The 18,786-nt window shown below is 42.7% G+C and carries 15 protein-coding genes; 1 reads left to right on the forward strand and 14 read right to left on the reverse strand.

The annotated features are described in order from the left end of the window. Positions 1-7 precede the first annotated feature (7 nt). The 8 genes from BM294_RS05640 to BM294_RS15840 all read right to left on the reverse strand — a co-directional run bounded on the left by BM294_RS05640 (position 8) and on the right by BM294_RS15840 (position 8,270). Positions 8-889, reverse strand: a complete 882-nt coding sequence (locus BM294_RS05640; protein ID WP_091205616.1) for a branched-chain amino acid ABC transporter permease — start codon at positions 887-889, stop codon at positions 8-10. A gap of 179 nt (positions 890-1,068) precedes the next feature. Further along, positions 1,069-2,262 carry an ABC transporter substrate-binding protein gene (locus BM294_RS05645; RefSeq protein WP_091205618.1) on the reverse strand — a complete coding sequence of 398 codons (1,194 nt, stop codon included), beginning with the start codon at positions 2,260-2,262 and terminating at the stop codon, positions 1,069-1,071. A gap of 515 nt (positions 2,263-2,777) precedes the next feature. Then, entirely contained in the window at positions 2,778-4,319 is a 1,542-nt protein-coding gene (locus tag BM294_RS05650) for a D-alanyl-D-alanine carboxypeptidase family protein (RefSeq protein ID WP_091205619.1), read from the reverse strand. After that, entirely contained in the window at positions 4,316-5,221 is a 906-nt protein-coding gene (locus BM294_RS05655; RefSeq protein ID WP_091205621.1) for a DNA-3-methyladenine glycosylase family protein, read from the reverse strand. The genes BM294_RS05650 and BM294_RS05655 overlap by 4 nt, the downstream gene beginning before the upstream one ends. After that, a complete protein-coding gene (locus BM294_RS05660) occupies positions 5,202-7,283 on the reverse strand; it encodes an aminopeptidase (protein ID WP_091205622.1) in 2,082 nt (693 codons plus the stop codon). The genes BM294_RS05655 and BM294_RS05660 overlap by 20 nt, the downstream gene beginning before the upstream one ends. Before the next feature lie 6 nt (positions 7,284-7,289). Further along, positions 7,290-7,616 carry a hypothetical protein gene (locus tag BM294_RS05665; RefSeq protein WP_091205624.1) on the reverse strand — a complete coding sequence of 109 codons (327 nt, stop codon included), beginning with the start codon at positions 7,614-7,616 and terminating at the stop codon, positions 7,290-7,292. Between the two features lie 2 nt (positions 7,617-7,618). After that, positions 7,619-8,119 (reverse strand): VanZ family protein, encoded by a 501-nt coding sequence (locus BM294_RS05670; RefSeq protein WP_091205625.1) that lies wholly within the window; start codon positions 8,117-8,119, stop codon positions 7,619-7,621. Between the two features lies 1 nt (position 8,120). Continuing rightward, a complete protein-coding gene (locus BM294_RS15840) occupies positions 8,121-8,270 on the reverse strand; it encodes a hypothetical protein (protein WP_175494540.1) in 150 nt (49 codons plus the stop codon). A gap of 118 nt (positions 8,271-8,388) precedes the next feature. Here BM294_RS15840 and BM294_RS05675 point away from each other — a divergent pair, with 118 nt between their 5' ends. Continuing rightward, the gene (locus tag BM294_RS05675) at positions 8,389-9,237 is read left to right on the forward strand and encodes a GNAT family N-acetyltransferase (protein WP_091205627.1); all 849 of its coding nucleotides are present in this window, start codon (positions 8,389-8,391) and stop codon (positions 9,235-9,237) included. A gap of 158 nt (positions 9,238-9,395) precedes the next feature. Here BM294_RS05675 and BM294_RS05680 read toward each other — a convergent pair whose 3' ends face one another. The 6 genes from BM294_RS05680 to BM294_RS05705 all read right to left on the reverse strand — a co-directional run bounded on the left by BM294_RS05680 (position 9,396) and on the right by BM294_RS05705 (position 18,749). Continuing rightward, the gene (locus BM294_RS05680) at positions 9,396-11,855 is read right to left on the reverse strand and encodes a glycogen/starch/alpha-glucan phosphorylase (protein WP_175494546.1); all 2,460 of its coding nucleotides are present in this window, start codon (positions 11,853-11,855) and stop codon (positions 9,396-9,398) included. A gap of 275 nt (positions 11,856-12,130) precedes the next feature. After that, the gene (ileS, locus tag BM294_RS05685) at positions 12,131-15,382 is read right to left on the reverse strand and encodes an isoleucine--tRNA ligase (RefSeq protein WP_091205631.1); all 3,252 of its coding nucleotides are present in this window, start codon (positions 15,380-15,382) and stop codon (positions 12,131-12,133) included. A 142-nt stretch (positions 15,383-15,524) separates the two neighbouring features. Further along, positions 15,525-15,938, reverse strand: coding sequence for a PTS sugar transporter subunit IIB (locus BM294_RS05690; protein WP_091205632.1), 414 nt, complete (start codon positions 15,936-15,938; stop codon positions 15,525-15,527). Positions 15,939-15,954: 16 nt separating this feature from the next. Next, positions 15,955-16,863: a LysR family transcriptional regulator gene (locus BM294_RS05695; protein ID WP_091205634.1), complete on the reverse strand. Its 909-nt coding sequence runs from the start codon at positions 16,861-16,863 to the stop codon at positions 15,955-15,957. 24 nt (positions 16,864-16,887) lie between these two features. After that, positions 16,888-17,757 carry a hypothetical protein gene (locus BM294_RS05700; protein WP_091205636.1) on the reverse strand — a complete coding sequence of 290 codons (870 nt, stop codon included), beginning with the start codon at positions 17,755-17,757 and terminating at the stop codon, positions 16,888-16,890. Between the two features lie 11 nt (positions 17,758-17,768). Beyond that, on the reverse strand, positions 17,769-18,749 hold the full coding sequence (locus BM294_RS05705; protein WP_091205638.1) for a diaminopimelate dehydrogenase: 981 nt from the start codon (positions 18,747-18,749) through the stop codon (positions 17,769-17,771). Positions 18,750-18,786 lie beyond the last annotated feature (37 nt).

Consider the following 18,786-nt stretch of genomic DNA (forward strand, 5'->3'; position numbering starts at 1 on the left):
TTCCTCCTTAGACCTTGTTTGTGGTCTTCTCACCAAAAAGTCCGGTAGGACGAACGAGAAGAATTACAATCAGGATAACAAAGGTAAAAGCATCAGAAAAAGTAGAGTGACCTGCTGCAACAAGCGCTGTTTCACCTATTCCGATGAGGAAACCTCCCACAACTGCACCGGGGATGGAACCAATGCCTCCGAAAACCGCTGCAACGAAGCACTTCATTCCCGGAAGTGAACCTGAGAACGGGAACACTGTCATTCGGTCTGTAAAATAAAGAATAGAACCTACAGCAGCGAGAAGTGATCCGATGGCAAATGTCATGGATATTGTACGGTTAATATCAATTCCCATAAGAGAAGCTGTCTCATAGTCCTTTGATACCGCTCTCATGGCCATACCCATCTTTGTGTGCTGGATAAGTGTCATGAGAAGATATACAAGTATGATGGTAAGGACCGGTGTAAGAAAAGTAACAAAGGATGCAGAAAGTCCTCCAAGCTTGAAAACCTTCTTAAGTACAGGTATCTCCGGATATCCCATAGGAAGGGCAGTAAACAGGTATGTCGCAAGATTTTGGAGCAGATATGATACGCCGATGGCCGAGATCATAACGGACATTCTTGGTGCAGAACGAAGAGGCTTATACGCAACTCTCTCGATACCCACGCCAAGAACAGTTGTTACGATAAGAACAACCGGAAGGGCGATGAACCATGGAAGTGATGCCATAGCAAAGATCATGAAGTATCCTGCCATCATGAAGATATCGCCATGTGCAAAGTTGATAAGTCTGAGTATACCGTAAACCATGGTATATCCGATGGCTATGAGTGCATAAGCACCACCCAGTGAAATACCTGTCAGACACTGCTGCAGGAATGTGGTAAGAGACATAAGACATTTCCCCTTGTTGAAAGAATAAAATAGATTTTTCGGATGAACTCATAAAACACGAAGGGACATCTTATAAGGATGCCCCTTCAAACAATACCGCTTTTGATCCATTACTTTCTTATCCATGTCCCCGTGGACCGACAAGACTTTAACAGATACGATTAAACGGCAAATAATGATCAACCGTCGATTGTTGTAGTTGTAAGGAACTGGAATCCGCCATCCTTAATGGTCTTGATGAATGCCATATCCTTGTTGGCATCACCCTCTTCATTGAATGAAACAGCGCCTGTTACACCATCATAAGAAACACCCTTAAGAGCTTCCTTAATAGCCTCGCCGTCTGTTGACTGAGCCTTCTCGATAGCATTGTAAGCTGCAAGGTAAGCGTCATATCCAAGAGCTGACACTGCAGGAATGATATCTGACTGGTCATTCTTCTTTAAGTACTCTTTGAATCCCTTGATGAATGACTCGGCCTCAGCATTTGCAGGCTCAGCCTCATCAAAGAATGTTGAAAGAACTACGCCTTCAGCATCAGCGCCTGCGTTGTCAATGATGGTTGAGTTCTCCCATGTATCACCTGCAGCGATAAGAGACTCGATTCCAAGCTCTCTTGCCTGCTTAATGATAAGAGGTGCTGTTGTGATGGATGAAGGAGCAAATATTACGTCAGGATTTGCAGCCTTGATATTGGTAAGTACCGCCTTGAAATCTGTCTGGTTTGTCTGGAACTGCTCTTCATCTACAACAGTTCCGCCAAGCTCTGAGAATGCTGTCTTAAAGTAAGAGCCAAGTCCTGATGAATAGTCATCTCCAAGCTGTGTAAGGATAGCTGCGCTCTTGTAACCATTCTGCATAGCATAGTTTGCCATAACAGTTCCCTGGAAAGGATCAAGGAAACATACTCTGAAGTAATACTCATTACCCTGTGTTACCTGAGGGTTTGTGCATGAGCAGCCGATGGCAGGAACTTTCGCATCGGCAAAAATCTGACCTGCCGCAATAGAAACACCTGAACCATATGAACCGAGAACTACAGAAACCTTCTCACCCATAAGCTTGTTTGCCGCATTAACCGCCTCTGTCTTATCTGACTTGTTGTCTACCTCTACAAGCTCGATGGTGTAATCCTTGTCTCCGATCTTAACTGTCTTGTGTGTCTCGTTCGCATAACGGATTCCAAGAACCTCCTGATATCCGCCACCGCCGTTCTCGCCGGTTGTCGGCTCAAATACACCGATCTTAATCACATCACCACCGGCGCTTGCGCCGCTTCCCGAATTTCCGCCTGATGATGATCCTCCGCAGGCAGCAAGCGATACAGCCATGGTCGTTGCAAGACCGAGAGATAAGATTTTCTTCAGTTTCATAAGTCCCTCCTCGTTTTTTGAGTGTCAGCCTGTTGATATTTCGTGAAACGAAAGGCTGAATTTATATTTCAAGTTTTCATGGAAAACCCGATATATCAGATATATTTTTGTTTATACACTTTTAATAAAATGTCCGTCGCAGTAGAACAACTGTATTTGATACACATACATTTTGCTTTATTCTATCACTTTTAAGGATTATTTCAACATATTTAAGGGCAAATCATTACCAAATATCAGAGATAAATTTTTTATGAGAACGCCCGGTTATACCTTATATAATTCGGCGTTTATTAAAATATAATAACTGTTTATATATTTTTATTCGGATGGGTCAAAATCCCATATCAAGCCATTCCACCCGTGGCACTTGTATCTTTCTGATAAACAGAAAAAGAGGCCACCGCATAACGGCAGCCTCTTTGCTGTTCATGTTTTGAAATATATAAAAACCAATAATCGTTGTCAACAGAATAACGGATTCCCATAATAACGATTATTCATATCAGCGATTACTATTGACGCTGTTCTCTCCGTCCCCTACTGACATTTCTTCTATTTTGCACACGCTTCCCCGGATGATCATGTCCGTTTTCATGTTGAGTAAAAACAAACGGAGAATTCTGTGAATGTGTCTTTACCGCACGTCTCTTTTCAAGCATCTCTCTGAATTCATCCTCTGATACATTCAGATCCTTAAGTCTCTCAGAACGTCTTTCTCTCATATGACGTTCAAGTCTGTGCTGATCCTTAACTCTCCTCATTATGAGAAATGTCCCGGTTCCGACTATAGCGGCCGCCACCACACCGGCGATAACAGCCATATTAACAGATGTTGTTCCAACCGTCTCCTTTATTTCCTCAGGCACAGTTTCTTCTGCAGTAGTTGCTATCTCAACAGACTGCTCTTTCTCCACATTGTATCTTCCAACAGTAAGTCCATCAGCCAGGTACTCTATTTCCGCCACGGTATTGGCGGTTTTTTTCGTCGGAAGATTGTAGTTAAGCCTGTATGTGAGTCCATCCTGAGTAGACCCTACAGGAAGTGAAACATACATATCCTCCTTAACGGAAATGTCTGAAGCCTGGCACTTATCATCCACCACTGTATCTGCAATAAGACGGTTTTTAATGTCCTCAGTGTTGAATATTCCGTCATTCAACAACTGCTTTTCAGTACTGTAAAATCCAAGATCAAGAAGCGCCTTGGTATCAGTATAGTGAGCCGGATTCTTATCCTTAAGAACCACTGCAACAAGATTCCTTCCGTTTTCACTTGCCATGGTTATAAGAGTGTTCCCGGAATCCTTTGTATATCCTGTTTTTCCCGCAACAACTCTTTTATCGGAATACTGAGTATCATTTCTCAGCATCTTATGTTCCATGTAGACTGTATGTCCGTCAGGATTTCGCACAGTACCGGCGAGCTTGTATGAAAGATGAGAATCTATCTCCATGAACTTCTCATTCTTCATGGCAGCTATACCAATAAGCGCCATATCTGCCGCACTTGTATAATGATTTTCATTGAACAATCCCGATGGATTGGTGAAATTACTGTCCGTGCAACCGAGACTCCGTGCCTTTTCGTTCATCATTTCAGCAAATGCTTCTCTGGAACCTGCAACATGACAGGCAAGAGCATTGGCCGCCTCATTGGCAGACTTAAGAAGGAGCGCATTAAGGCAATCTTCAACCGTAAGCACATCTCCCTCATCTATTTGGGCATTGGATGATCCCACATCAACATTGTATACATCGTCATGAGAAAATGTCACGAGATCTCCAAGTTCACAATTGTCCAGTACAACAAGAGCCGTAAGCACCTTGGTTATGGATGCAGGATATTCCCTCTGATGAGGATTCTTCTGAAACAGGATGGCTCCCGTATCAGCATCCATAACTATTCCTGCCTCCGCTGTCAGCTCTACTGTAGGAAAATTCCATGCAGCATATGCTGTAGTCGCCATAAAGGGACAAAGCATACTTACTATTAAAATTGTCATCGCAACAACTGTCGTCAAAAAGCGCAGCTGTCCATGATTCTTTTCAGTCATCTGTTCTCTCTTTTGGTTCGTTTAATTTTGTCTTTTTCGTGCTCAAGCCTTGCATAATAGAACATATACTGCTGAAGCACTCCCAGTGCTGGTCTGTATTCTTCCGGCCATTCACCACCGTAAAACTGTTCCTTCACTCTCTTCATCCACACATCCTCAGGGCAAAGAGCCAGTCTGTGAAAACCGAATAATGCTGTACAGCTTGCAACCTTTATACCCACACCCTGAATCTTGAGAAGTTCTTCCAAAAGAACTTCATCCTGTGCTTTCGTCATACCCGTAAGATCAAGCTCTCCGGTACTTACTTTTCTTGCCGCCTCCATGATGTATCCGCTTCTGTAGCCGGCACCCGTGGAATTGATTTCCTCGATGCTGTACCCTGCCAGTGTTTCAGCGTCAGGAAACGGATGATAGCTTATCCTTTCCGGAATATCCGGATTCATTTCATGCCACGGAGTCGCGTCAACATATGATGTCTTCCCCGATAATGCACACAGTCTCTCAACTGTTGTACGTATCGCCGGCACAGATTTTCTCTGAGAAATGATAAAGCTTATGAGCATCTCCCATGAATCCTGATTAAGAATCCTGATTCCCATGCCATAGCCCATACATTCATTCAAAAAGTCATCATCCGGAGAAGCATAGTTTCTGTACTTCTGATAATCTGTGTCCAGATCGAAATAATGTTTATAAAACGATTTCCATTCATCTTCTGCACAGCCTGCGAGAAAATCGCATTCTCCGCCTTCCGGATCTCTCGATATCAGAAGGCACTTATCTGAAGCTACCACTTTATATAAAGGAAAGCCTCCTACAATCCCCGGTGAAGTCATGCGGAAACATTGCCCCGACTCTGCAATGGCAGTAAGGTCAAAATCATCAATCGTCAAGTGGAGCATTTAAAACCTCCGTGCCCTCAAGCACAAAACGTCCATCCCTTATAATGCTTATCTCTTCTCCCTCTGAGGTTACCGCAATGATGGTATCAAGCTCATTATAAGGAATGGTGATATCCGTATGAACCGCAAAATAAGCCTTATCAGGCTCCTCATCCCTCAATACAGAACACTCATTATCCTTGGCAATGATTTCCTTGCCGTCAGGATTGTAAAGCTTCATGTCCTCCATGAAGGAATAGCATGTATCTCCAACAGCAAAATGAGGTCCTGTCTTCTCCGCAATGAGAATAGGCATCCTTGCACCTATGGAATATCTCTCAATCATCCTGTAAGCCAGCGTATTGGTTCCGATTGCGAATTCTCCGATAGGAAGATTCTCTTTCTCTCCGAAGATAACTCTTCTGATAAGTGCCTTTGATGCTTCTGCATCAGAAAAATTGTCACAGGAATAGTCTGTAACTCTTCCATTCTTAAACTCTATCCTAAGATTCTTGAACTGTATGCCCTCTATAAATACAGACTTCACATTGAGCACTCCGGTTGTTCCCGTAAGCACCGGCGATGTAAAGACTTCTCCCAGAGGAATGTTCACGTCAGAAAGACAATTCTCAAAATTAGTCTGCTTTTCAGGTTCAGTCAGCTTATGGAGGACAACGTGCATATCTGTATCGTTGCCCCGTCCCTTTACCTTCACATACTCCGCCTGATCAAGTGCCGCTATAATTTTCTCCTGCACAGGCATATATGTTTCTGAGGACATGGTATTGATCGCGACAGTTTCATGGAATATCTTATCGAAATCATCTCCTATGGTAGGCAAAGGCCATGCAATGATAGTAAAAGATCTCTCTTCTTCCTTTATATATCTATGTACCAGAAGCTGAAGATCATTTCTGTACTTACCGTAAACTGTCTTCTGATGATCAGTGAATCTAAGGTTCTCTTCCTTATCAAACGGCTCAAATACAGGTTCACCGAAACAATCCATGACTACCGGGCCGGCATATCTGTTGATCTCCTGCCCATATGAGCGGAATATCTGATTGGTCTCCTCTATCATGCGGGCAGCTATACGATCTCCCATAACAAGAGACAGATCGTAGCTATGATCATAGTCCATCTGTCTGTTTGGACTTTCATACAAAGCTCCTGCTCCCTTTGGACTTCTGGTAATAAAGTGGCCTGACTTTCTCGGAATCGTGAAATCAAATCCGTCTTCTCTGAAATACTCTGCGGTTCTCTTCACTACACGCTCAAATCCAACCTGGTATCTAAACTCGATAAGAGACTTTTTCTCATAAGGTTTACCCTGTATCCTGAAACCGTCTTTAAATCCCTTATACCAGGTGTACGCCATTCTGTCGACTTCTTCCTGAGGAAGTGAAGCGATGAACTCCGCTGTCTTTTCAGCAGCTTCAGAAACATATGTTCCAAGGAGATATAAATCCGAAGCAGTTTTAAAGTCATGATTCAGCACCACACTTCTTGTATATGAATCTCCTGCGATATACCGCCCATCCAGATCACGCTGCAAAAAATCAAAGGAGTAATCAAACGCATATGAATAGAGGACATCTTTTATAGCCTGTACATCCGGAAGCTCATTTAATGATGAATCTTCAACATGTGCAGAATAATCAGATACAAACATGCAGTAAATCTGTATAAATGTTTCGAGAACTGCAGTTATATCCGAAAGATCCTTCTCATAGGCCGAAGGAATCAGTCCGGTGATCTCCATATAAAGAACAGACAATACCCCACCGAATGGAGACAACTTCTTTTCTGCAAATGAAGGATTAAGATACGACTTCTCATATCCGTCCGCCATTTCCCCATAGAACACTGTGTTCCATGTACGAAGCTTTCGGAGAAGTTCCTTTCCCCTGTCATCTTCCGTGGATACGTCTGAAAGATCTACGTCCTCAGTATCTCTCAGAAAATCATCAATTTTTATAATAAAATCAGCGCATGTCATAAAATAATCCCGGAAAGTTTCCGGCACAGCCTTTTCTTCCGGGATTTGTCTTATACGCTCTATTGCATCATCGTAACGTTCCATAATACCTCAGGAAATAACAGTTAACCCAATACCTATCAGGAATAACCATATGATAATAATAATCAGGGATGTTACACCGGCAATACGAACCGGTATATAGTTCATTTCAGGATCCTTGATCCGGGAAAACATGTCCAGAATGGTATACACTGCCATGATTATCGAACTGAGTCCCAGTGCTCCGACAATCATAGGACCGTTTCCCTGTTTAAGGGTTGATATAACTATGCATGCAACCAAAAGCAGATATGAAAGAACAGTCGTAAATATCCTGAACCAGGTGCCAGGTGCAAGCTTTTTTCTTATATAATTGTATCTTTTCTTCTTTGCCACAGCTAACCTCTGGATCTGTTTCTTTTCAAAGCAATACGCCTCATATATCTGCGCTTTCTTCTATAAAGTACATACCGGAATATAACATATCCCAATGCACCCCCGAGGGTATTGAGTATGATATCATCCACATCACAACTACCGGCGCGAAAAATAAGCTGAACCATCTCAATACCATAGCTGAGCAGATAGGCACAGATAACAGTATTGAACCAATGTTCTCTGCATCTTGTACTTATAACCGGTAAAATGAATCCGAATGGCATAAATCCAAGAATATTGCCATATATATTCAGCAAAACCCCTTTAAATCCTATCTGTCTTGCCGAAAAAATATATCTCTTTATCTCAACAAACGGCTTGAGATTGTATGTATACTCCGTTTTCGCACCTAATCCTCTCTGCTCCATATCCGAAAAGAACATGAGGTAGATCAGCGCAAGAAGATAAGCCGCAAATAAAATCCAGCCAATCTTTTGGTTTCTGGTTTTGTATTGTGCCATCTTAGAAAGTAAGTTCGTTTTTGCGCTTCAAAAGGATAGCCCCATTGATGATAGAAATGATACCAACAATGACTCCGGCTACAAGTATGATAACACCAATAGCAATAGAACCTGCTCCTGTATCACGCATAGTCTTATAAATCTTTTCCATATCTTCTCCTGCAACCTATATGTATAAAGTATCAGTCTTTGAATAAGCCGTCGTGGCGACTTATCGGTATATTTTAACATAATGGTATTTTCTTAGCAAGTTTGTTATAATCAGTCCCATGGAAGCAGAATTATTTAAAGAATTAACAGAAAATGATAGAAAATCCGTCTGTGAACTTGTAACAGAGTGCAATAATGCCGATCACACAAACTATGATCCTGAACTTGACGGAGACTTTTATTACATTATCAGAAATGACGACAACGAAGAAAGTGGTCTGGACGCAGATCTTTTCGCTGTTCTTTCAGGCTATCTCCTGGGAGAAACCATGGACGGAGAACAGGTCATAGAGGTAGAAGCCTTCACCCATCCGGCCATGAGATGTATTGGTTTTTTTACCACTTGCTATAACAGTCTGAGAGATGACTTCAGGGGATATCGTATCAAGTTTATGATAAAAGCGCCTCTTGCAGGGCATGACGACACAGCTCATACACATATCAGCTTTTCTGAATCAAACGACAGCACAGTTGATTTTTCAAAGGAAGATGGCATCACATATTCAGGTGGCGAAGGGATTCTTCACTCAGCCGTTCCTTTCATTTCCCCTGATACCTTTGAAACACTTCATTCTATAGGCGCAGCACATCTCTATGATGAACTTTTTATGAAGAAAACTCTGAAAAGCCCCATAAAAGATCCCGGAGACAACCTTTCCAATCAATACGGAGAAGTCCATCTCACCGCTTACGGGGATGACACTCTGTATTTATATGGTTTACTTGTCTATGATAAGTTTCTCGGGCAGGGACACGGACGTGCATTGATGGAGGCCGTGGAACACTATGAAAACGGTAATTACAAAAATATTTTACTTCAGGTTTCAAGCACCAATACCATCGCGTTGAATCTTTATCATTCTATGGGCTACGAAGAAACTGAAAGAATTATTTATTTCACAGTATGAAATAATGTGAGTACCATCGCCTTACTCTTTATCACTGCCTGATGCATCATCCTTTCATACCGGCATTTTTCTAATCATTCCTTTAATTAAAAATCCCTTCGAACAGTCAGTTCTGACTGCTCGAAGGGATTTTCTTTTGACAAGCTGTTTAGCTTATATCATACCTTAACTTTTATTCTGTCAAGTTTCCAGATTTCCTTAACATACTCCTCGATAGTACGATCAGATGAGAACTTGCCGGCATGAGCAGTATTCAGGATACATGCCTTAGCCCACCATGCTTCATCCTCATATCTTTCGCAGGCTCTCCTCTGTGCTTCATCATAGGAAGCAAAATCCTTAAGTATGAAGTAGCGGTCTGCCACATCAGACTCATTTGTATTGAGCAATGAATTGTACAGAGGTCTGAATAATTCAGGATTCTCAGGAGAGTAGAAGCCGTTTACAAGTTGCATCAATACTCGACGGATTTCCTGATTATTGTTGAATATCTCCATCGGATTGTACTGATGATTATGTTCAAGAGCGATAACCTCGTCTGAAGTCATACCGAAGATAAATGCATTCTCCGTTCCAACTTCCTTAACGATTTCAACATTGGCTCCATCAAGTGATCCAAGTGTAAGTGCACCGTTAAGCATTAGCTTCATATTGGAAGTTCCCGAAGCCTCCTTTGATGCTGTTGAAATCTGTTCTGAGATATCAGCAGCCGGGATGATGGCTTCAGCATTGGATACTCTGTAATCCTCGATGAAAACAACTTTGATCTTTCCGTTGATTGACTCATCATTGTTGATGACATTGGCAACGTTATTGATAAGCTTGATAGTAAGCTTTGCAGTCTTATATCCGGCTGCAGCCTTTGCACCAAAGATGTACACATGAGGATGGAAATCCATATCCGGATGATCTTTCAGCTGATTATAAACATACATAACGTGAAGTATGTTCATAAGCTGACGCTTATACTCATGAAGTCTCTTTACCATAACATCGAAGATTGCATCGGTTGAAACTTCAATACCATTATGCTCAAAGATATACTTTGCAAGACGCTCCTTGTTATGACGCTTGATAGCCATAAACTCTGCCTGGCACTTTTCATCATCAGCATAAACAGCCAGTTTCTTAATCTTGGAAAGATCTGTGATCCAACCGTCACCAATCTTGTCAGATATCCATGCGGCAAGTTCAGGATTTGCATGAAGCAGCCATCTACGCTGTGTGATACCGTTTGTCTTGCTTGAAAACTTATCAGGATACATCTCATAGAAGTCCTTAAGTGTTTCCTTCTTGAGGATCTCTGTATGAAGCTGCGCTACACCGTTAACCGCATGACCGCCAACGATGGCAAGGTGTGCCATCTTAACCTGTCCGTCATAGATGATCGCCATCTTGGAAATCTTGTACTCGGCATTGTCAGGATACTTGCTGCGGATTTCTTCACAGAATCTGCGGTTGATTTCCTCAACGATCTGATAGATACGAGGAAGCAGTTTAGAGAAGAGCTCGATAGGCCACTTCTCAAGAGCCTCAGCCATGATAGTATGGTTAGTGTATGCGCAGGTCTTTACAGTGATATCCCATGCCTCATCCCATGAAAGATCATAGTCATCCATAAGGACTCTCATAAGCTCTGCAACAGCCACAGTAGGATGTGTATCGTTAAGCTGGAATGCTACTTTCTCATACAGATGCTTGACATCACCGTCATGCTTATCTACATATTCTTTAACTGCTGTCTGTACAGATGCAGAGATAAAGAAATACTGCTGGCGAAGACGAAGCTCCTTACCTGCATAGTGATTATCGTTAGGATAAAGAACTTCAACTATATTACGGGCCATGTTTTCATTTTCAACAGCGGCCTCATAGTTTCCCTTGTCAAACTCATCCAAACGGAATGTATCCTTCGCCTTTGCATCCCATACACGTAATGTATCTACCACATGGTTGTTGTAGCCCACTACAGGTGTATCATAAGGAATAGCGATAACAGACTGATATCCCTTCTGAACGAATCTGAGTCTTCCGTTTTCGTTTACAGACTCAACCCATCCGCCAAACTTTACCTCTTTGGAAAGCTCTGCACGGCGAAGTTCAAAAGGATTGCCGTCCTTCAGCCAGTCATCAGGAACCTCCTTCTGATAACCGTCAACGATCTGCTGCTTGAACATACCGTACTTGTAGCGAATACCGCATCCACATGCCCAATATCCGAGAGTCGCAAGTGAATCAAGGAAACATGCGGCAAGTCGTCCAAGACCGCCGTTTCCAAGTGCCCAGTCAGGCTCCTCATCTTCGATGGAATCAAGATCCAGGTTCAGTTCCTTAAGTGCCTCTTTTATTCCATCACGACATGTCAGGTTGATGATGTTGTTGCCCAATGCTCTACCCATCAGGAATTCCATTGAGAGATAATAAACTCTCTTTGTGTCCTTCTTTTCTGTTATCTTCTGTGTAGCCATCCAGTCATCAATGACTGTATCCTGCACAGCATAGGCAACCGCATGGAACGCTTCCTTTGTACTGAGATCCTTTAATGATCTACGGTAAAGCTTACGGGCACTGTTTTCAACTTCTTTTTTGAATAACTCCTTATCGAACTTCTCCACTATCCTATCCTTCCCCTTTCTTTAAATACCCCATTCACCATGCTGATACAGACATACCCAAACAGTTTTTCCCGAAAGTATACTGTGAACAGTACTTATCTTTGAAAGAAGTTCATGTTTCTATACTTCTCAGCGAAAAGCCTGCGGGGTAACTGCTCCGGTCAGCATTTTCCTTTATATAAGATGAAAAGGTCATAAAGCCCCAAGTCATGATATAAGGTCATGGCTTGGGACTCATGGCCCTTTGCATCAAAAAACTAGAATGAATCTTTTAAAGATTAAATTTTCTCAACGGCGAGTGTCATGTTCTCCCCATTGATATCCCAGGCCTTCTCATATCCCTGAGACATATTGTAAACAATGGTATCTGCCATAACGATACGCATGATTTCTTCCTCATTCTTACGCATGAGGTCAGCCATCTTATCGTTATCCTTTACATATACCCTGATGTGATCCATAACTTCGAAACCTGCTTCCTTACGCATGGTCTGGATCTTTGAAATAATTTCTCTTACAAAGCCCTCTTCGATGAGTTCATCTGTAAGATTGGTATCCAGAACAACTGTAAGTGCATTATCCTCTTCAGTTACAAATCCGCCCTTTTCTGCCACATCGATAAGCAGGTCATCCTTTGTAAGCTGAACCTCTGTATCTCCGTCAACAGTGAACCTGATATAACCGTCTTTCTCAAGATCATCCATGGCAGCTGATCCATCAATCTCTGAAAGGTATGTGCGAATAGCATTAAGATGCTTTCCGTACTTAGGACCAACGGTCTTAAGCTGAGGCTTAAATGTATATGATGTAAACTTTCGAAGATCATCCTGGAAATTTACATTCTTGACATTAAGCTCATCCTCGATGATATCAATATAGAACTGATCAAGTGCAGTCTCTGACTTCACATACATGTTACCGATAGGCTGACGATTCTTAACTGCAGCTGTATTTCTGGCAGCACGGCCAAGAATAACGATCTTCAGAACCTTATCCATGTTCTCCTCGAGATCCTTGTCAATCATAGACTCATCTGCCACAGGGAAGCTGCAGAGATGTACAGACTTCTTGGCTGACTGATCTACTGAACATACAAGATTACGATAGATGGACTCTGTGATGAACGGAACCATCGGAGCTGCTGCCTTGGCAAATGTAACAAGTGTTGTATAAAGAGTCATGTAAGCATTGATCTTATCCTGCTCCATACCCTTAGCCCAGAAACGCTCTCTTGAACGACGAACGTACCAGTTAGACATATCATCGGCGAAATCCTGTAATGCATTAGCCGCCTCAGGAATTCTGAAGTTTGAGAGATTGTCATCTACAGACTTCACTACCGAATTCAGCTTACTGAGAAGCCACTTGTCCATAACAGGAAGCTTGTCATAGGAAAGCTCGTACTTTGTAGGATCAAAGTTATCAATATTTGCATAAAGCACGAAGAATGCATATGTATTCCAAAGTGTAGAAAGGAACTTACGCTGTCCCTCAACTACTGCCTTGTCATGGAATCTGTTAGGAAGCCATGGAGCAGAGTTTGTATAGAAGAACCAGCGGATTGCATCAGCACCGTGCTTCTTGAGTGCATCCATAGGATCAACAGCATTGCCCTTGGACTTACTCATCTTCTGTCCGTTCTCATCCTGTACGTGGCCCAGAACAAGTACATTCTCATAAGGTGCCTTGTTGAAAAGGATAGTACTCTCTGCAAGAAGTGAGTAGAACCAGCCTCTGGTCTGATCTACAGCTTCACAGATAAACTGTGCAGGGAACTGTGCCTCGAAAAGCTCCTTGTTCTCAAACGGATAATGATGCTGTGCATATGGCATAGCACCTGAATCGAACCAGCAGTCGATAACTTCAGGAACTCTCTTCATATCGCCGCCACACTTAGGACACTTGCAGGTGAGCTTATCTACATATGGCTTATGGAGCTCTATGTGCTCATAACCTACATAGTCCGAGCTGTAGCCCTCCTTACCGGAAGCCTTTAACTCTGCAAGAACATCATCGTAGTTATACGCTCTTTCTCTGAGTTCCTGAATAGATCCGATGGCATCCTTCTCGCCACAGTCCTTACATACCCAGATATTAAGCGGTGTTCCCCAATAACGGTTACGTGAGAGACCCCAATCCTGAACATTTTCAATCCATGCGCCAAAACGGCCTGAACCGATAGTCTCCGGATACCACTTGACAGTGTTGTTGTTCCTTACCAGATCATCTTTAACTGCGCTCATCTTGATGAACCATGACTCTCTTGCATAGTAGATAAGCGGAGTATCACATCTCCAGCAGTGTGGATATGAGTGGGTAAACTTAGGTGCATCGAACAGAAGCTTTCTCGCTGAAAGATCCTTTAATACTTCAGGATCACAACTGATAGCGCCTTCAGCGATCTCCTTCTCTGTCGGCTTACATCTCATACCGGCAAAAGGAGTCTCCTTTGTCATGCATCCGCTCTCATCTACGAACTTAACGAGCGGCATATCATGTTCACGTCCAACACGTGCATCATCCTCACCGAATGCAGGAGCCTGATGAACGATACCTGTACCATCTTCAGCAGTAACATATGCATCCGAAACCACATAGTGGGCTCTCTTGTGCTGCTTTGCAGCAACATCCGCAGCGCACTGATAAAGCGGCTCATAGTCGATACCCTCAAGATCTGTTCCCTTATAAGTCTCAAGAACCTCATAAGCCTTCTCGCCTTCTGCGGCAAGCGGTGAAAGAACCTTGTCAAGAAGCGCTGTTGCAAGAATATATGTATAACCGTCTGCTGCCTTAACCTTTGAATACTCAAGATCAGGATTTACGCAGAGTGCGGTATTGGACGGAAGAGTCCATGGTGTTGTTGTCCATGCAAGGAAATAGAAATCCTTATCCTTTGCCTTGAAGCGAACGATAGCTGAGCGCTCATTGAGTTCCTTGTAACCCTGAGCTACTTCGTGGCTTGAAAGAGGAGTTCCGCAACGAGGGCAGTATGGAACTACCTTGAATCCCTCATAGAGAAGACCTTTCTTCCAGATCTCCTTAAGTGCCCACCACTCAGACTCGATAAAGTCATCGTGATACGTAACGTAAGGCTGATCCATATCTGCCCAGAAGCCTACCTTGTAGGAAAAGTCTTCCCACATTCCCTTGTACTTCCAGACATTTTCTTTACATAAATCAATAAAAGGCGCAACCCCGTACTTCTCAATCTGTTCCTTACCATTGATTCCGATCTGTTTCTCAACTTCAAGTTCTACAGGAAGACCGTGTGTATCCCAACCGGCCTTTCTAGGAACCATGGCACCTTTCATAGCATGAAATCTTGGAATCATGTCCTTGAAAGCTCGAGTTTCTACATGTCCGATATGAGGCTTTCCATTTGCGGTTGGAGGACCGTCGTAGAATACGTAAGAAGGATCTCCCTCATGTTCTTTGATAGAATCCTCGAAGATATGATTCTGTCTCCAGAACTCCTCTACCTCATTCTCGCGCTCTACGAAGTTCATGTTTGTATCTACTTTTTTAAACATCAGCGCCTTTTCTCCTTAAAAATCAATTATTAAAGCGTACTAATTATATAAAACTCACCCTATAAAATCAAGCAACCACGGGCATTAAATGACCGTGGTATAACCCGAGGGCATGTCTCATACACCTCTGAATAATGCTGTTTTAGGCTACGGGATCAATGAGCTTCTTAAGCTCTGTCTCCACAGGTTCCGCAAGGGAACCAACGATGATATGAACCGCCGTCTTACTGGGTCTCAGAACACCTCCGACCTTGGCCGTCCTTATCTTCTTTTCATCAACTGCGCCGTACTCTCTGATCCGGGCTTTAAGTCTCGCACCATCATGTGAAACATCAAGCACATTGCCGCATCCCCCCAGACCTTCAAGTATGATCCGGGCCACTTCTTCGGTATCTGCCTTATTATCAAGGGTTATATGGAGTTTCTCATCCTCTTCTATCTTCATAGAAAGTTTGTCTGCATTCTTACGTTTAACAGACTTGTAGATGTTATAGCCGATTATGATAGCCAGTACCGCTACCACAGCAATGATTATCAATATAGTATTTCTATCCATAATGTCTCCTTGGATATCAGACAGCCTGATTTTCGTATTTCTTAAGTTCGGCAACATATCGTTCGCCAAGTTCACTGAGTGGTATCTTCTTTTTCTTTATATACCCGATAGTCATCTTCTCATTTGTATCAAGCTTTACGGTAGTATAGTCATCACCGTTCAGTTCCTGACAGATGATACCTGAGCAGAGAGTATAGCCGTTCAGTCCCACCATAAGATTCAGAGCAGTAGCTCTGTCATCACACTTTATGATCTGCTTGTAATCATATGTACTCAGCACCTCTTCTGCGAAATAGAAGGAATTATGTTCCCCCTGATAGAAACTCAGGCATGGATACGCCTTTAAATCGTCCATGCTTATAAGATCCTTTTTCGCCATAGGATTGTTCTTACTCATAAATACATATATATTACAGTCAAAAAGAGGAATAAACTCAAGCGAATCTTCTCTCAGAATCTTTCCAATGACTTTACTGTTAAAATCATTCAGATATATAACTCCAACCTCTGAGGTCTGATTTTTAACATCATTTATAACTTCAATAGTCTTCGTTTCCTTAACAGCGAATTCATAGGTATCCATACCAAACTCTCTGGCAAGATGAATGAATGCTTCAACGGCAAATGTATAATGCTGCATAGAGACCGCAAATTTCTTTTTACGTGTCCCTACATTTACATATTTATCCTCCATGAGCTGATACTGCTCGACTATTTGTCTTGCATATCCAAGGAACTCTTCGCCCTCTGCGGTTATAACAATTCCGCGGTTGGAACGAAGAAATATCTCTAAACCGATTTCCTTTTCAAGTTCCTTTATAGCCGCAGACAATGATGGCTGAGTGATAAACAAGTGCTTTGCAGCTTCATTCATAGAGCCACAGTCAGCAACAGCGATAACCTGTTTTAACTGCTGTAATGTCATATATTTTCCTCTTGAACATTCACATTATTTTCTGATAGTTGAATAGGTGATAAATCCTGCAGGATCAATCTGAATATTTTCCGCTATCCATATCTCATGTCCGGAGCCAATCAGGTCAGACGGCTTCATAGTCTTAACAGAACCATCAGTGTCGATATATTCGATCACAGCATCCTTGCTGAAACATCCGTCACCGTTATAAACCCTGTCCCCAAAAGATCCATCTTCATTGCGTACATAAAGCTTCATAGTCGCATATGTATACCATGAAAAACCGTTTTCACTTTCAGGCATAATCTGATAACTTCCTGATGATCTTTCAGAAAACTCTGCGAACATATCCGGTCTCTTTACAAGCGCTTCGCGATACAGATATGTTTTATCATCAAGTTTCTCAACAGCTTCATCAGAAGTTTTCTTTGAAACTATACGTGAACCGTTATACGCAAGCTTTGTTCCGTCAGGCGCTGTCGTATCAGCAAGAGCCGCACCGTCTTCCCCGACATAAAAATTGCCCACATGGCTGTCTTTCGCCATGATACCTGTTGTTGTATCAAGATAATAGAACTTGCCGTTATCTATGATCCATCCTGTGGCAATTGCTCCCTTCCTGAAATAATACCATTCTCCTGAATCAGCGCGATACCAGCCGTTATAGGTCTCTATAACCTGTCCGGTAAGTGCATCAGTCTTGCAATAAAGTGCTGTTCCGTCTTCCTGTGTGACCCACTCATCTACGGTTCCGTACTGTCCGGCCTCATAGTTGTAGTCATAGCCATTCAGCGATCCCGTCGATAATTCTTCAGCTCCGGCAGGGAACACAGCCCCTGCGGAAGCCGCCAAAACTGCTGCAGTCATGATTGCCGCAGTCATAAAACCGTTGATAATCTTCATATTTAGCCTCATCAAAGAAGAGTATGTCTCTGCTCCTCTTCGGATTTTGGATTAAGATACTTTGGAGCAACATCAAAGACAGTGATACAACCTGTTTCACCCTTCTTTGACATACGGTCTACAGCTCTTGCGTAAGCAGCAAGAACAGAACCTGTGAACTCAGGGTTTGAATCCAGCTTCAGACTGTACTCGATAAACTCATGCTGCTGTCCGTTGCCGGTAACTCCTGAACGCATAACGAAACCACCGTGTGGAAGAGCTGCATGCTCTTTCTTCATCTCTTCCTCAGAAATAAAGTGGATTGTAACATCATAGTCAGCATAGTAATCCGGCATGGTCTTGATGGTTTCCTCAACCTTTGCAGCATCTGCGCCATCTTCAAGAACCACAAATACCTCTCTCTTGTGCATCTGTCTTGCTGTAAACTCAGGCTGCTGTCCGTTTCTTACAGCATCCATAGCCTCCTCAACAGGTAAAGTGTAAGAACGTGCATCCTTTACACCCGGAACGCGGCGTGCCGCATCACTGTGTCCCTGTGAAACGCCCTTGCCCCAGAATGTATAATGCTTTCCTTCAGGAAGCACAGACTCGGCATATATTCTTGCTATAGAAAACATTCCCGGATCCCAGCCGCATGAAATCATCGCAAGCTTTCCGCCGTTCTTTGCAGACTCATCAACTGCAGCAAAATGCTGTGGAATCCTGGCATGAGTATCAAAACTGTCAATGACATTGAAATACTTTGCGTACTCCGGTGTCTGCTTTGGAAGATCTGTTGCTGAACCTCCGCAGATCATCAGAACATCAATCTGATCCTTGTAGTTTAAAATATTGTCAACTGTATCAACCTTCACACCCTCTGTATTGATCTTTACAGAAGAAGGATCACGTCTTGTAAATACTGCAACAAGCTCCTCATCTTCATTACGCTTGATAGCGCTCTCGATACCACGTGAAAGATTACCGTAACCAAGTAAACCAATTCTAATCATGTTTTTTCTCCTATTGAGTTAATCTATAACACCACGT

The sequence above is a fragment of the Oribacterium sp. WCC10 genome, assembly GCF_900113415.1.
Taxonomy (GTDB): Bacteria; Bacillota; Clostridia; order Lachnospirales; family Lachnospiraceae; genus Oribacterium.